Raw genomic sequence first — 16,201 nt, 5'->3', positions numbered from 1 at the left:
CAATACCTGCTTGAGAAAACTGAGATTATGTCAAAGCGAGATTATTACGAAGTTCTAGGTATCGGTCGCGATGCTAGTGAACGAGAAGTCAAAAAAGCCTATAAACGTTTGGCGATGAAGTTTCACCCGGATCGTAATCCAGGTGATGAAGAAGCTGAAGCAAGCTTTAAAGAAGTTAAAGAAGCTTACGAAATTCTAACCGATGCCAATAAAAAAGCCGCTTATGACCAATTTGGTCATGCTGGTGTTGACCCTAACCGCGGTGGCGGTGGTCATGGTGGCGCTGGCGATTTCGGTGATATCTTCGGTGATGTGTTCGGTGATATTTTTGGTGGCGGTCGTCGTGGCGGTGGTCAACGTCAAGCAGCTAGAGGCAGTGACTTACGTTACAACCTTGAGCTGTCGCTTGAAGAAGCGGTACGTGGCCTATCAAAAGAGTTACGTATCCCTACACTCGCATCATGTGATACCTGTGATGGCAGCGGCGCTAAAAAAGGCACCTCTGCAACGACTTGTGGCACATGTCATGGCCAAGGCCAAGTACAAATGCGCCAAGGGTTCTTTGCTGTTCAACAAGCGTGTCCGACTTGTCATGGTCGCGGTAAGATCATTAAAGACCCATGTAAGAAATGTCATGGTGAAGGTCGCGTTGAGAAGAGCAAAACATTATCAGTTAAAATTCCTGCTGGTGTTGATACGGGTGACCGTATTCGCTTATCTGGTGAAGGTGAAGCGGGCGAATTTGGCGCACCTCCAGGCGATTTATACGTACAAGTGACGGTACGCGAACATAATATCTTCGTTCGCGATGGCAATAACTTATATTGTGAAGTGCCAATCTCATTCAGTAAAGCAGCCTTAGGCGGCGAAATTGAAGTGCCAACACTTGATGGCAAAGTGAACTTAAAGATCCCAGCAGAAAGCCAAACTGGCCGTATGTTCCGTTTACGCGGTAAAGGTGTTAAATCAGTTCGCAGTCATGCAGTCGGTGATTTGCTTTGTAAGGTTGTGATGGAAACACCAGTTAACCTGAATGAAAAGCAAAAAGAATTACTGCGTGAATTCGAAGCAACGTTGACAGGCGAATCTAAGAAACATAGCCCTAAAGCTGAAGGTTTCTTTGATGGCGTTAAAAAGTTTTTTCACGATTTAAACAGTTAATCGTTGTAAACACATTACGCTGATATTTTGAAAGGCTGATTACCTATGGTAAACAGCCTTTTTTATTGCAATAAAATCACCTTGTTGAGCACTTATTAAAAGCGTGATTCAATGAGTTCACATGTTTAATTAGGCGTAATCATATGTCGTTTTCATCATTTTCACTTAACCCTAAACTCGTCGATGCTTTACCTGCTTCAGTGTTGAAACCCAGTGAGATTCAAAAGCAGACAATACCTAAAATCATCCAAGGGCAGGATGTAATGGCATTAGCGCAAACTGGTAGTGGCAAAACCTACGCTTTTGGTTTACCTATTTTGCATAGTATGAGTCAAAAGCCAATTCAGAAACTGAGCCAGAAACTATTGGCTTTAGTTATTGTGCCAACCCGAGAGTTGGCCACGCAGGTGGCTGGGGATTTATCTAGATTAGGTGCAGACTTAGCTCTTCGAGTAGAGGTGGTATGTGGTGGCGAAGATACAGAACTACAAATTGAACGCTTATCAACGCCTGCAAATCTGATTGTTGCGACGCCAGGAAGATTACTGGCGTTAGTTAATCAAGGTGTTGTGGACTTTGCAACACTAGAACACCTAGTGTTAGATGAAGCTGACCGTTTATTAGATATGGGCTTTATCGCCGATATTAAGTCACTTATTGCACTTATGCCCACAAGACAAACCTTGTTGTTTTCAGCCACCATGCCAGAACCTTTGCTGCAATTTACTCAGCAGATATTAGCTAGAGATGCTATTAGGCTGGAAGCTAATGTGGTTAATACAGCGGTTGAAGATATTACTCAAACCATTTATCACATCAATAAGGGCAGTAAGGCAAAAGCAGTCATTGATCTGATTAAACGTAATAACTGGTCTCAAGTGTTGGTGTTTGTGAATGCTAAAGGTGACGCTGATGCTTTATGTAAGAAGATACATAAAGCAAAACTGACAGCGGCTTCCTTACATGGCGATAAAGACCAAGCATTACGTACAGATACTTTGAACCAATTTAAGGCAAAGCAGTTAACGGTATTAGTGGCCACCGATGTCATGGCTCGTGGGATCCACATTGACGCATTGCCTGTGGTGATTAATTTTGAATTACCCGAGCAAGCAGCTGTGTACATTCATCGAATAGGTCGTACTGCACGAGCAGGGTTAAGCGGTTGTGCAATATCTCTGATATCTCATGCTGAAATGCCAAGGCTTAATGCTATTCGCGAATTAAGCCAGTTATCCGTGCCGGTAAGTGAACTCGAAGGCTTTCCCGTAACGGATAAACCCATCGATCCTAATAGTAAAAGGCCGCCTAAAGATAAACAGGCTAATCGACGGACGGCTAAAAAACGCAGTGCCAGTCAATTTAGTAAGAAGCAGGTACGCTGATACTGAATTTGAAAGTGGACTGTAATATTGCAATGGACTGTAGCTGTAGCTGTAGCTGTAACTGTAACTGGCTAAAGGTGCAATCAACGGGTGGAATAGTTTAAAATAATTGCAATTAGATAGGCTTAACGCGTAAACAAGATATTTAAAGGGATGTAATATGAAAAAACTAGTTCTGACATTACTACTTCCAGTGTTATTAGCAGGTTGTGCAACGACAAAGTCACCCACGGGGCGAAGTCAGGTACTGTTATTTGATAAAACACAAATGACAGAAATGGGCGGGCAATCGTTTGCTGCGATGAAAAAAGAGCAAAAGGTCAGTACAGATAAACAGAAAATCGCTTACGTAAGTTGCATTGCTGACAGGATAACCGCAGAGCTTCCTGATCAATCCTTGCTATGGGAGGTCGTGGTATTTGACTCTGAACAAGTCAATGCTTTTGCGTTGCCTGGCGGTCATATCGGGGTGTACACAGGCCTGTTAACTGTTGCAAGCGATGAAGACCAGCTAGCAACGGTTATTGGGCATGAAGTGGCACATGTATTGGCAAGACACGGTAATGAGCAAGTGTCTCGTGCTCAAATGACCAATACTGGCATGCAATTAGCGGATGTAGCGCTAGGCGCTGGTGGTGTTTCAAATAAAGACATGTATATGGCAGGCTTAGGGCTTGGCGCGCAGGTAGGGATTTTATTACCTTTTGGTCGAGATCAAGAAAGTGAAGCGGATGAACTCGGTTTAGAGTTAATGGCCAAGGCAGGTTTCAATCCAGCCAAGAGTGTTATTTTATGGCAAAACATGGCGAAAGCTGGCGGTGAGCAAGGGCCGGAATTGTTCTCTACTCATCCATCTCACTCAAGCCGTATATCTGATTTACAAGCGCTACAAACTAAGGTGACCCCTTTATATCAAGCGGCAAAAAAACAGTCCCCAACACAATGTAAAAAAGGCTAATGAAAAATAGTCATTATCATCGCAGATTAGCGCCCATAGCGTTATAAAGTGTGCTAAACTGCCCCGCAAATTTTAACTGATGAATTGAGAGTAAATACGTTATGTCAGAGTTCAACACAATGGAACAGCAAGCAAGTTACGGTGTAGGTCGTCAAATGGGTGAGCAACTAGCTGCTAACTCTTTCGAAGGTATCGATATCCCTGCAGTACAAGCTGGTCTAGCGGATGCGTTTGCAGGTAAAGAAAGCGCTGTTGCAATGGAAGACTTACAAGTGGCTTTCACTGAAATCAGCCGTCGTTTACAAGCTGCTCAAGAAGAAGCTGCTGCAGCTGCTTCAGCTGAAGGCGAAAACTTCCTTGCTGAAAATGCTAAACGTGACGGTATTACTGTGACTGAGTCTGGTCTTCAGTACGAAGTTATCGCTCAAGGTGAAGGTGAGAAACCAACTCTTGATTCAACAATTCGTGCTCATTACCATGGTACTTTCATCAACGGTGAAGTATTCGATAGTTCTGTTGCTCGTGGCGAGCCAGCTGAATTCCCAGTTTCTGGTGTTATCGCTGGTTGGACTGAAGCATTACAACTAATGCCAGTTGGTACCAAGCTTAAATTATTCGTGCCACAACACTTAGCTTACGGCGAACGTGGTGCTGGTGCTTCAATCCCGCCATTCTCGGCGTTGGTATTTGAAGTTGAATTGTTAGAAATCGTTTAATGATTAACGCCTAAGTTTAACTTAGGCGTTTTTGTATCACTGGGAGAAATACATGACTGCAAAAGTAAGAGTCGCTGTTGTTGGTGCCAGTGGCCGTATGGGTCGCACATTGATTGAAGCTGCTAAGCAACATGACATGATATATTTAGGTGCCGCAGTTGAACGCACAGGTTCTACACTGATTGGTGTTGATGCTGGTGAGTTGGCTGGCGTGGGTACTATGAATGTTGCGATTACAGATTCATTAGACATAGCATCAGAACATTTTGATGTATTAATTGATTTTACCTCTCCAGAATCGTCGCTTGTGCATCTTGATTGGTGTTCAAAAAATAATAAGGCGATTGTGATTGGTACGACAGGTTTTAATCATGCTCAAAAAGAGATGATTAATGCGTTTGCTGAGCAAACACCTGTTGTGTTTGCTCCTAATATGTCTGTAGGCGTTAACTTAACGCTGAAACTATTAGAGCTAACCGCGAAAGTCATGGGCGATTACACTGATATTGAGATCACTGAAGGGCATCATCGTTTTAAAAAGGATGCACCTTCTGGTACGGCGTTAAAAATGGGTGAAGTGATTGCTGATACCCTTGGCCGAGATCTTGAAGAGTGCGCAGTTTATGGTCGTGAAGGTATGACTGGCGAGCGTGATAGAAATACCATAGGTTTTTCTACTATTCGTGCTGGTGATATTGTTGGCGATCATACCGTGATGTTTGCCGATATCGGTGAGCGAGTTGAAATAACTCATAAAGCGACCAGTCGAATGACATTTGCTAATGGTGCCATGCGTGCAGCCTATTGGTTATCCGATCAGGATTCAGGCTTATACGACATGCAGCAAGTGTTAGGACTCAATTAATATTTAAAAAAACCACCTTCGGTGGTTTTTTTTTTGGAAATAAATTTTCCCAAAATAAAATAACTAAGCATAGACGCTTTAACTTAATTCATATAAAATCGCTGGAATTTGCCAAAATTTCGTAAATTGGTAGATTTGTAAAAATTAAATACAAATAATTTCAGTGGCTTGGCTCTTTTTTTTGGAGGTCGCGTTGACACAGTCTGCCTTACTCGTACTCGAAGATGGAACCGTATTCTCTGGCACAGCAATTGGTGCCGATGGACTCACTGTTGGTGAAGTAGTTTTTAATACTTCAATGACAGGCTATCAAGAGATTTTAACGGATCCGTCATATTCTCGCCAGATCGTAACTTTAACTTACCCTCATATTGGTAATACCGGTACGAATGATGAAGATACAGAATCTGATTCAGTTCATGCTTGTGGTCTTATCATTAGAGATCTACCTCTATTAGCCAGCAACTTTCGTAACCAGCAGTCATTAAGCGATTATTTAAAATCGAATAATGTTGTGGGTATCGCGGATATTGATACACGTAAATTGACCCGTATTTTACGTGAAAAAGGTTCGCAAGCCGGCTGTATTATGGTCGGCGATATCGATGAAGCTAAAGCATTAGCTGCAGCGAAGGCATTCCCTGGTTTAAAAGGTATGGACTTAGCAAAAGAAGTCACTACCGAGTCTACTTATCAATGGCGTAAAGCAAGCTGGCGTTTAGTCGGTGGTTTACCTGATGAGACTCCAGAATCAGAACTTAAATATAAAGTTGTCGCTTTCGATTACGGCATCAAACGTAACATCTTACGTATGTTAGTTGACCGTGGTTGTGATGTGACAGTAGTACCAGCCCAAACATCAGCTGCAGAAGTATTAGCGATGAATCCTGATGGGATTTTCCTATCAAATGGTCCTGGCGATCCAGAGCCTTGTGATTACGCTATCACTGCCATTCAAGAAATACTAAAAACTGATATTCCAGTATTTGGTATTTGTCTAGGTCACCAGTTGCTTGCATTAGCATCAGGGGCTAAAACCTTGAAAATGAAGTTTGGTCATCATGGTGCTAACCACCCTGTGAGCGATATTGAGAAAGGTAATGTGATGATCACCAGCCAAAACCACGGTTTTGCTGCTGATGAAGCTACACTACCAGCGAACATCAAAGTGACCCACAAGTCATTATTTGATGGTTCACTTCAAGGTATTCACCTTACTGATAAACCTGCGTTTAGTTTCCAAGGCCATCCTGAAGCGAGCCCTGGACCGACCGATGCGTCACCGCTGTTTGATCATTTCATTGAATTGATTGAGCAATCTCGTTCAAACGCTAAATAGTTAGGTCACTCGGAGAAGATAGAAGCAATGCCAAAACGTACTGATATTAAAAGTATTCTAATCCTAGGCGCTGGACCAATTGTCATTGGTCAAGCGTGTGAATTTGACTATTCGGGTGCTCAAGCGTGTAAAGCGCTTCGTGAAGAAGGTTATCGAGTTATCTTAGTTAACTCTAACCCTGCCACGATCATGACCGATCCTGAAATGGCCGATGCAACTTATATCGAGCCGATTCATTGGGAAGTGGTTCGCAATATTATCGCTAAAGAAAAACCTGATGCGATTTTGCCTACCATGGGTGGTCAGACTGCACTTAACTGTGCTCTTCAGCTAGAAGCTGAAGGCGTACTAAAAGAATTTAACGTTGAAATGATTGGTGCGACAGCTGACGCAATTGATAAAGCTGAAGACCGTAGTCGTTTTGATACTGCAATGAAAGCCATTGGTCTTGAATGTCCTCGTGCTGGTATTGCTCATACAATGGAAGAAGCACACGGCGTATTAGACCAAGTTGGCTTCCCTTGTATTATCCGTCCATCTTTCACCATGGGTGGCAGTGGCGGTGGTATCGCATACAACAAAGAAGAGTTTGAGGATATTTGTTCTCAAGGTCTTGAGCTTTCTCCAACTAGCGAATTATTGATTGATGAATCGCTAATTGGTTGGAAAGAGTACGAAATGGAAGTGGTTCGTGACCGTAACGATAACTGTATTATCGTTTGTGCTATCGAAAACTTCGATGCGATGGGCGTTCACACTGGTGATTCAATCACAGTTGCACCTGCGCAGACATTGACGGATAAAGAATACCAATTAATGCGTAATGCTTCTTTAGCAGTATTACGTGAAATTGGTGTTGAGACCGGCGGTTCAAACGTTCAGTTTGGTATTTGTCCAAATACAGGACGTATGGTCATCATTGAGATGAACCCGCGTGTTTCTCGCTCATCTGCATTAGCCTCTAAAGCAACCGGTTTCCCGATTGCTAAAATCGCTGCGAAGCTCGCTGTAGGCTTTACACTTGATGAATTAATGAATGATATTACTGGCGGTCGCACTCCAGCATCATTCGAACCTGCAATTGATTACGTTGTGACTAAAGTTCCTCGTTTTAACTTCGAGAAATTTGCTGGCGCTAATGACCGTTTAACTACGCAAATGAAGTCAGTGGGTGAAGTGATGGCGATTGGCCGTACTTTCCAAGAGTCATTACAGAAAGCACTGCGTGGCTTAGAAGTCGGTCGTAACGGTTTTGATTCTGTTGTTGATATTTCATTGCCAGAAAGCATGCAGCAAATTCGTCACGAATTGAAAGAACCTGGTTGTGACCGTATTTGGTACATTGCCGATGCATTCCGCGCTGGGCTAAGCCGTGATGAAATCTTCAGACTGACTAATGTTGACCATTGGTTCTTAGTTCAAATTGAAGACTTAATTGCTCAAGAAGCAAAAGTTTCAGAAGTGGGCATGTCTGGTCTTAACCAAGAATTCTTACTTAAGCTCAAACGCAAAGGTTTTGCCGATTCACGTTTAGCTGAAATCTTGGGTGTGAGTGAAACTGAAGTGCGTAAAATTCGTGATAGCTACGGTATGCACCCTGTTTATAAGCGTGTTGATACTTGTGCTGCTGAATTTGCTACAGATACCGCTTACATGTATTCAACGTACGAAGAAGAATGTGAAGCTCTGCCTTCAACGCGCGACAAAATCATGATTCTTGGCGGTGGCCCTAACCGAATTGGTCAAGGTATTGAGTTTGATTACTGTTGTGTTCACGCTGCATTAGCATTACGTGAAGACGGTTACGAAACCATTATGGTTAACTGCAACCCAGAAACAGTATCAACTGATTACGATACATCTGACCGCTTGTACTTTGAACCGGTTACGTTTGAAGATGTACTTGAAATTGTGCGTATTGAAAAGCCAAAAGGCGTGATTGTTCAATACGGTGGCCAAACACCACTTAAACTTGCTCGTGCTTTAGAAGCTGCAGGCGTGCCAATTATTGGTACAAGCCCAGATGCTATTGACCGTGCAGAAGACCGTGAACGTTTCCAACAAGCGATTCAGCGTCTTGAAATGAAGCAACCTGAAAATGATACTGTGACAACGGTTGAAGGTGCGGTACTGTCAGCTGCACGTATCGGTTACCCATTAGTTGTTCGTCCATCATATGTATTGGGTGGCCGCGCGATGGAAATCGTTTATGACGAGCAAGATTTACGTCGCTACTTTAATGAAGCTGTTAGCGTGTCGAACTCTTCTCCAGTATTGCTTGATCGCTTCTTAGATAACGCGATTGAAATTGATATTGATGCTGTTTGTGATGGTGAAATCGTGGTTGTTGGTTCAATCATGGAACACATTGAACAAGCCGGTGTTCACTCTGGTGACTCTGGTTGTTCACTGCCGCCGTACAGCTTAAGTGAAGATGTGCAAAACCGTATGCGTGAGCAAGTTGCTAAATTGGCAATGGAATTACGCGTAATTGGTTTGATGAATGTTCAGTTTGCGGTTAAAGATGACGAAATCTATATGATTGAAGTTAACCCGCGTGCTGCACGTACAGTGCCATTCGTGTCTAAAGCAACTGGTATTCCACTAGCGATGATTGCTGCTCGTGTTATGGCGGGTCAAAGCTTAACGTCGCAAAACTTTACTAAAGAAGTGATCCCACCATATTTCTCAGTGAAAGAAGTGGTATTGCCATTTAACAAGTTCCCTGGTGTTGACCCAATGCTTGGCCCAGAAATGCGCTCAACGGGTGAAGTAATGGGTGTGGGTGACACATTCGCTGAAGCCTATGCTAAAGCGCAGCTTGGTGCTACAGCTGAAGTGCCTAAGTCAGGCCGTGCATTAATTTCTGTGCGTAACAGTGATAAAGCACGCGTCGCTGAACTTGCTGCTGAGCTAATTGAGTTGGGTTATCAAATTGACGCAACTCACGGTACTGCAGTTATTTTAGGCGAAGCGGGTATTAATCCTCGTCTCGTTAATAAGGTACACGAAGGCCGTCCACATATTCTCGACCGTATTAAGAATGGTGAATACACTTACATCATCAATACGACAGAAGGGCGTCAAGCGATTGAAGATTCTCGTCAAATTCGTCGTGGTGCACTACGTTACAAAGTGAACTACACAACGACGCTAAATGCTGCCTTTGCTACTTGTATGGCGCATTCGGCTGATGACAGAAATAACGTGAGTTCTGTACAAGAACTACATGAAAGAATCGCTAAAAATTAATTTTGATTAATTTATTGCTGATTTGATTAAAAAGGCTGCATTCGTGCAGCCTTTTTTATTACTATTTTTTGACAGTCACTAGTAACTAAACTCAAGCTTATGTAAGCTTAGACCATCATCATTAGATGCATCCTCAACGCAAGACACCACATCATTAAAACATTTATGTTGTAAAGATCGTGCGCTATGCGAATTAATCGAGATTTAACTGTGCTGACTTAGGTTGGCACGGGGTGCTTTTGTTTTTAAAGGAGACATAAGACATTATGAATACCGTCCCTATGACGATTATTGGAGCTGAGCAGCTTCGTAAAGAATTAGATGAATTAAAATTTGAGCGTCGCCCGTCAATTACTTCTGCAATTGCTGAAGCGCGTGAATTAGGCGATTTAAAAGAAAATGCTGAGTATCATGCAGCACGTGAAGAACAAGGTATTTGTGAAGCTCGTATTCGCGATATTGAAGGCAAGTTATCGAACGCTCAAATCATCGATGTGACTTCAATGCCAAATTCTGGCCGTGTGATTTTTGGTACTACAGTGACAATTTTAAATGTTGATACTGATGCTGAATCGACTTATCGCATTGTTGGTGACGATGAAGCTAACATCAAAGAGAATTTAATTTCAGTTAATTCTCCTATTGCTCGCGGTCTGATTGGCAAAAGTGTTGATGACGAAGTGGCTATCACTACGCCAGGCGGCACAGCTGAGTATGAAATTACTGCGGTTGAATATATCTAACTGCATTTAATATCAATATTAATTACGACTTAAGATTGATATTTTATAGTTATAAAAAAACCACTGCTAAACAGTGGTTTTTTTAGGTCAGAATGAACATTTGAATCGTATTGACTGCAAGATGAACCCTAGACCTTAAGTTGTTTGACGAAATTATTTTGCTTTTGGAATGGCAACTTTCATTTCAGCAGACTGACGGAAAATAACTAAGGTGTGTCCGATAAGCTGTATTTTGGTTGATTGAGTTTCGCGAATAATCGCGTCAACGACAGCATTTTTAAGCTCTCTATCAGAAGAGCCTACTTTCACTTTTATTAGTTCATGATGAGTGAGTGCACTATCAATTTCAGCCAGCACACCTTCGGTCAAACCATTAGCACCAAGCAGCACTACTGGCTTTAAGTTATGCGCCAGGCCTTTTAAATGCTGTTTTTGTTTGGTTGTTAAGTTCATTTGTACCAACTTTTTGAATGTTACTGTTGAAAAACGGCTATTCTACCCTTATATAAGCTTTATGTAACTCCAAATCGTTACGGAATTTAAATGGCAACGAAAAAACGTTCGGCAAGTTCAAGCCGATGGATGCAAGAGCATTTTGACGATCACTATGTGAAATTGTCTCAAAAGCGAGGTTTACGCTCTCGTGCTGCATTTAAGTTGGAAGAAATCCAACAGAAAGATAAACTGATTAAACAAGGCATGACAGTGGTTGATTTAGGTGCCGCGCCGGGTGGCTGGTCACAAATCGCTGTTAAGTTAGTGGGTGAAAAAGGCAAATTGGTAGCTTGTGATATTTTACCAATGGATCCGATCGTGGGAGTTGACTTTTTACAAGGTGATTTCCGTGAAGAGAAAGTGCTAGATGCTTTACTTGACCGTGTAGGTGAGGATAAAGTGGATGTTGTACTTTCTGATATGGCGCCTAATATGAGTGGTTCAGATGGTGTGGATCAACCAAGGGCGATGTATCTTGTAGAGTTAGCACTAGATATGTGTCATCAAGTTTTGGCACCTAATGGTAGCTTTGCGGTTAAAGTCTTTCAGGGGGAGGGCTTTGACGAATATATGAAAGCAGTTCGACAAGCTTTCACTACAGTTAAAACACGAAAACCAGATTCATCGCGACCACGTTCACGTGAAGTGTATATAGTGGCGACTGGTTACAAGTTATAGTAGTCTAACGATTAATTATCGTGGGTCTTCAAGAGGTCTAGAAATTTGAGTGACATGGCAAAAAATTTAATTCTCTGGGTTGTCATCGCCGTTGTGCTGATGTCAGTTTTTCAGGGTTACTCCCCCTCTTCTTCGTCATCGTCGAAGATGGACTATTCCGTATTCTTAGATAGCGTCCGAAATGGCAATATCAATTCGGTTGAAATCAAAAGTGACCAGCGAACTATTGAAGGAATCAAACGTTCTGGAGAGAAGTTCACCACTATTATGCCAATGTATGACCAAGATTTAATTAATGATCTTGATCGTAAAGGGATTTCAATGAAAGGGCAGGAAGCTGAAGAGTCTAGCTTCTTAACCCAGATATTTATCTCTTGGTTCCCAATGTTACTGCTGATTGGTGTATGGATTTTCTTCATGCGTCAAATGCAAGGTGGTGGCGGTAAAGGCGCAATGTCATTTGGTAAGAGTAAAGCCAAATTGATGAGCGAAGACCAAATTAAAACCACCTTTGCTGATGTTGCTGGTTGTGACGAAGCGAAAGAAGATGTTAAAGAATTAGTTGATTACTTAAAAGAACCAACTCGATTCCAAAAACTGGGTGGCCGTATTCCTACTGGTGTGCTGCTCGTGGGTCCACCAGGTACTGGTAAAACTCTGATTGCAAAAGCAATCGCGGGTGAAGCAAAAGTACCGTTCTTTACTATTTCTGGTTCTGACTTTGTTGAAATGTTTGTTGGTGTCGGTGCATCTCGTGTACGTGACATGTTTGAACAAGCTAAAAAGTCTGCACCTTGTATCATCTTCATTGATGAAATCGATGCTGTAGGTCGCCAACGTGGCGCTGGTGTTGGTGGTGGTCACGATGAACGTGAGCAAACATTGAACCAAATGTTGGTTGAAATGGACGGTTTTGAAGGTAATGAAGGCGTTATTGTCATTGCTGCGACAAACAGACCAGACGTGTTAGATGCTGCATTACTTCGTCCAGGTCGTTTTGACCGTCAAGTAGTCGTAGGCTTACCAGACGTTCGTGGTCGTGAGCAAATCCTTAAAGTTCACATGCGCAAAGTACCATTAGGTGATGGCGTTAAAGCTAGCGTTATTGCGCGTGGCACGCCAGGTTTCTCTGGTGCTGACTTAGCTAACTTAGTTAACGAAGCTGCTTTGTTTGCTGCTCGTGGTAACCGCCGCGTTGTCGGTATGGAAGAGTTTGAAAGTGCTAAAGACAAAATCATGATGGGTGCAGAGCGCCGCACTATGGTGATGTCTGAAGAAGAAAAAGAAATGACTGCTTACCATGAAGCAGGTCATGCGATTGTGGGGTGTTTAGTGCCAGAGCACGACCCTGTGCATAAAGTGACAATCATTCCACGTGGCCGCGCCTTAGGTGTGACATTCTTCTTACCTGAAGCAGATGCAATTAGCCAAAGCCGACGTAAACTTGAAAGCCAAATTTCAGTAGCCTATGGCGGACGTTTAGCTGAAGAGTTAATTTACGGCGGCGAGAAAGTCTCTACTGGTGCATCGCAAGATATTAAGTATGCGACGTCAATTGCGCGTAACATGGTAACTCAGTGGGGCTTCTCTGAGAAATTAGGTCCTGTTTTATATGCTGAAGATGAAGGCGAAGTATTCTTAGGTCGTAGCATGGCGAAATCTAAGAATATGTCTGATGAAACTGCTGGTCTAATCGATCAAGAAGTTAAACAGTTAATCGACAGTAACTATGAACGTGCAAATCAATATTTGACTGATAACATGGATATTCTTCATTCAATGAAAGATGCATTGATGAAGTATGAGACCATTGATTCAGAGCAAATTGATGATCTAATGAATCGCCGTGAAGTGCGTCAACCAGCTGATTGGCAAGCTGATGACTCTATGGACGATCAAGACAAAGGCACTCCGGTAACGCCTGAAGCGACTTCAACTGAAGAAACGACTGAAGAGCCATCTGCTGAAAAGCCAGATACGGAACCGAAAACTGACGAATCGCCTGCAAAGTAAGTTGCTGATTTGAAGTTTTAAAAAGCCCCGAAAGGGGTTTTTTTATATTTGTTGAACTAGTGTCATATATAAGTCATATTTCTATAAAGAGACTTATTAGTGTGTAATTTTTGTAGAGCCGTATTATTTGAGATAGCGCTCTATGAAGAGTCAGTATTGAAAATATTTGAGTGAGGTTGTGTGTTTGAAATTAAATCTGGTGATAAAACCTTATCGCTAACTAGCCCAGTGGTTATGGCCATTATCAATGTGACTCCTGATTCTTTCTCTGATGGGGGCCAGCACGCCACCGTAGAGCAAGCTTGCGCTCAGATTGATAAAGTGGTTTCAGAAGGCGCATTGATTGTTGATATCGGTGGTGAGTCAACAAGACCGGGTGCAGAAGCTGTATCTGTTGAGGAAGAGTTATCTCGCGTTATCCCTGTGATTGAATACACGGCTAAACAGCATGATGTTTGGATTTCAATCGATACCAGTAAACCTGAAGTGATGGAAAAAGCAGTTGCTGCGGGTGCACACTTAATTAATGATGTACGTGCATTACAAGAGCCAGGTGCAGTAGCCATGGCAACAAGTTTAGATGTCCCAGTGTGTTTAATGCATATGCAAGGCCAACCACAAAACATGCAAGATGCGCCTCAATATGAGGACGTGATGCAACAAGTGACAGAGTTTTTATCCTTACGAGTGGATTATTGCCTTGCCGCAGGTATGCCGAGAGAAAATATTATTTTAGATCCTGGCTTTGGTTTTGGTAAAACACTTGAACACAATTATCAGCTGTTAGCGAAACTGCCTGAGCTTCACAGTATACATTTACCAGTATTAATTGGCTTATCAAGAAAAAGCATGATTGGCGATTTACTGCAACGCGATACTAATGAACGTTTAGCTGGGAGTTTGGCTGGGGCAATGATTGCAGCGCAGCAAGGTGCACAGATCTTACGTGTACATGACGTAAAAGAAACCGTTGACGTACTTAAGGTTATGTCAGCGACCATGGCCAGTTTACATCAGTAAAGTTTCGGTTTAAGCGTTGTCGATTTAAATAGGTTAAATTAGTGTTGATTCACTTAATGTGAGGTACTAATGCAGGACCATAACCAACAAAATAAAGAGCAGCAAGATAAAGAACAGCAACAAAGAAACCTGTTTGGCACCGATGGTATTCGGGGGAAAGTAGGCGCTGGAGTGATGACGCCAGAGCTTGCTTTAAAACTAGGTTGGGCTGCGGGCAGGGTGCTTTCACGCAGTGGTACCCAGAAAGTCATTATTGGTAAAGATACTCGCATTTCTGGTTACTTATTTGAATCGGCACTAGAGGCGGGATTGTCTGCTGCAGGACTTAATGTGCTATTGGTTGGCCCAATGCCGACACCGGCTATCGCTTACCTGACTCGCACTTTTAGAGCTGAAGCAGGCATAGTCATTAGTGCTTCTCATAACCCATATTTTGATAATGGTATTAAATTCTTTTCTGCTAATGGCAGTAAACTTGATGATGAACTCGAACTTGAAATCGAAAAAGAACTCACTAAGCCGCTAGTTTGTGTTGAATCCCACCTATTAGGTAAAGCTGCTCGAATAGATGACGCTGCTGGACGTTACATTGAATACTGTAAGGGGCACTTCCCTGCTGAATTAACCCTTAATGGCCTTAAGTTGGTGGTCGATTGTGCTCATGGCGCGACCTATCATATTGCGCCGAGTGTCTTTCAAGAACTCGGTGCTGAAGTAATATGCATAGGTGTTCAACCTAATGGCTTGAACATTAATGACAATGTTGGCGCGACTTCAATGCAGGCTATTTGCGATGAAGTGCTAAAACATCAGGCTGATGTGGGTATTGCATTAGATGGTGATGGCGACAGGATCATGATGGTTGATCATTTAGGCAATGTGATTGACGGAGATCAAATTCTCTATGTACTTGCATGTGATGCCATAAAAAACAATGAACTCAGAGGCGGTGTAGTTGGCACTTTGATGTCAAATCTTGGCTTAGAATTAGCTTTGGCAGAACTTAATGTGCCTTTTGTTCGTTCTAACGTTGGTGACCGATACGTGATGGAGTTAATGCGACAATATGAATGGCGCATAGGCGGAGAAAATTCAGGTCATATATTGAACCTTGATCACGGCACAACAGGTGATGGGATTGTGGCAGGCATTTTGATGCTGGCTGCGATGCAAAATCAACAAGCTTCTATCGCTGCATTAGTTTCGCCATTAAAAATGTTACCGCAAGTATTAGTCAATGTCCGTTTTGAAGGTGATTCAAATCCACTTCAATCAGAAATTGTGTTATCAATAAAACATGATGTCGAAACTAAGCTCGGTAAAACTGGCCGAGTTTTATTAAGAAAATCAGGAACTGAACCACTCATTCGGATCATGGTTGAAGGCCAAGATATTGACCTTGTCACATCCTATGCAAATCAAATTGCAGATGTGGTTAAAAAGGTAGGCTTGCAGCAAAGTTGAATATACAATCGACAGCAGTTTTTATTTATTATTTGGTTATTTATTAATATCTAAAGTCAGCGCGTAAAAAAGCAACATTCTGTCATGTTATGACAAATATTCCTGACTTAGC

Annotated in this window: 13 protein-coding genes; 12 read left to right on the top strand and 1 reads right to left on the bottom strand. The window is 42.4% G+C overall.

Features of this window, described 5'->3' with window-relative positions:
- Positions 1-27 precede the first annotated feature (27 nt).
- From dnaJ to greA, 8 genes are all read left to right on the top strand, one after another.
- On the top strand, positions 28-1,161 hold the full coding sequence (gene dnaJ / locus AB4153_RS01990; RefSeq protein WP_102526881.1) for a molecular chaperone DnaJ: 1,134 nt from the start codon (positions 28-30) through the stop codon (positions 1,159-1,161).
- 143 nt (positions 1,162-1,304) lie between these two features.
- Complete coding sequence (locus AB4153_RS01985) at positions 1,305-2,546, top strand: DEAD/DEAH box helicase (protein ID WP_371996173.1); 1,242 nt, start codon at positions 1,305-1,307, stop codon at positions 2,544-2,546.
- 160 nt (positions 2,547-2,706) lie between these two features.
- Positions 2,707-3,504 carry a M48 family metallopeptidase gene (locus AB4153_RS01980; RefSeq protein WP_371996172.1) on the top strand — a complete coding sequence of 266 codons (798 nt, stop codon included), beginning with the start codon at positions 2,707-2,709 and terminating at the stop codon, positions 3,502-3,504.
- A gap of 101 nt (positions 3,505-3,605) precedes the next feature.
- Positions 3,606-4,220 (top strand): FKBP-type peptidyl-prolyl cis-trans isomerase, encoded by a 615-nt coding sequence (locus tag AB4153_RS01975; protein ID WP_102526884.1) that lies wholly within the window; start codon positions 3,606-3,608, stop codon positions 4,218-4,220.
- A gap of 52 nt (positions 4,221-4,272) precedes the next feature.
- Positions 4,273-5,085, top strand: coding sequence for a 4-hydroxy-tetrahydrodipicolinate reductase (dapB, locus tag AB4153_RS01970; protein ID WP_102526885.1), 813 nt, complete (start codon positions 4,273-4,275; stop codon positions 5,083-5,085).
- Positions 5,086-5,266: 181 nt separating this feature from the next.
- Entirely contained in the window at positions 5,267-6,424 is a 1,158-nt protein-coding gene (gene carA, locus AB4153_RS01965) for a glutamine-hydrolyzing carbamoyl-phosphate synthase small subunit (RefSeq protein WP_102526886.1), read from the top strand.
- Positions 6,425-6,451: 27 nt separating this feature from the next.
- On the top strand, positions 6,452-9,676 hold the full coding sequence (gene carB, locus AB4153_RS01960; protein WP_248954916.1) for a carbamoyl-phosphate synthase large subunit: 3,225 nt from the start codon (positions 6,452-6,454) through the stop codon (positions 9,674-9,676).
- 266 nt (positions 9,677-9,942) lie between these two features.
- Positions 9,943-10,419 carry a transcription elongation factor GreA gene (gene greA, locus AB4153_RS01955; RefSeq protein ID WP_102526888.1) on the top strand — a complete coding sequence of 159 codons (477 nt, stop codon included), beginning with the start codon at positions 9,943-9,945 and terminating at the stop codon, positions 10,417-10,419.
- A 153-nt stretch (positions 10,420-10,572) separates the two neighbouring features.
- On the opposite strand, the gene yhbY is transcribed toward greA, so the two are convergent.
- A complete protein-coding gene (gene yhbY / locus AB4153_RS01950; RefSeq protein ID WP_055023703.1) occupies positions 10,573-10,872 on the bottom strand; it encodes a ribosome assembly RNA-binding protein YhbY in 300 nt (99 codons plus the stop codon).
- A 90-nt stretch (positions 10,873-10,962) separates the two neighbouring features.
- Between yhbY and rlmE the strand changes: the two genes are divergently transcribed.
- The 4 genes from rlmE (at position 10,963) to glmM (ending at position 16,089) form a co-directional block, all read left to right on the top strand.
- Positions 10,963-11,592 carry a 23S rRNA (uridine(2552)-2'-O)-methyltransferase RlmE gene (gene rlmE / locus AB4153_RS01945; RefSeq protein ID WP_102526889.1) on the top strand — a complete coding sequence of 210 codons (630 nt, stop codon included), beginning with the start codon at positions 10,963-10,965 and terminating at the stop codon, positions 11,590-11,592.
- A 54-nt stretch (positions 11,593-11,646) separates the two neighbouring features.
- Entirely contained in the window at positions 11,647-13,605 is a 1,959-nt protein-coding gene (gene ftsH / locus AB4153_RS01940) for an ATP-dependent zinc metalloprotease FtsH (protein ID WP_248954917.1), read from the top strand.
- 180 nt (positions 13,606-13,785) lie between these two features.
- Positions 13,786-14,625, top strand: coding sequence for a dihydropteroate synthase (gene folP / locus AB4153_RS01935; RefSeq protein WP_229368962.1), 840 nt, complete (start codon positions 13,786-13,788; stop codon positions 14,623-14,625).
- 69 nt (positions 14,626-14,694) lie between these two features.
- Entirely contained in the window at positions 14,695-16,089 is a 1,395-nt protein-coding gene (gene glmM / locus AB4153_RS01930) for a phosphoglucosamine mutase (protein WP_371996168.1), read from the top strand.
- Positions 16,090-16,201: the final 112 nt, after the last annotated feature.

Origin of the sequence: Shewanella sp. 10N.286.52.E4, from assembly GCF_041468785.1 — a bacterium.
GTDB classification, from domain to species: Bacteria; Pseudomonadota; Gammaproteobacteria; order Enterobacterales; family Shewanellaceae; genus Shewanella; species Shewanella electrodiphila.
The sequence above is the reverse complement of the archived record's forward strand: the minus strand, read 5'-3'. Positions and strand labels throughout refer to the sequence as shown.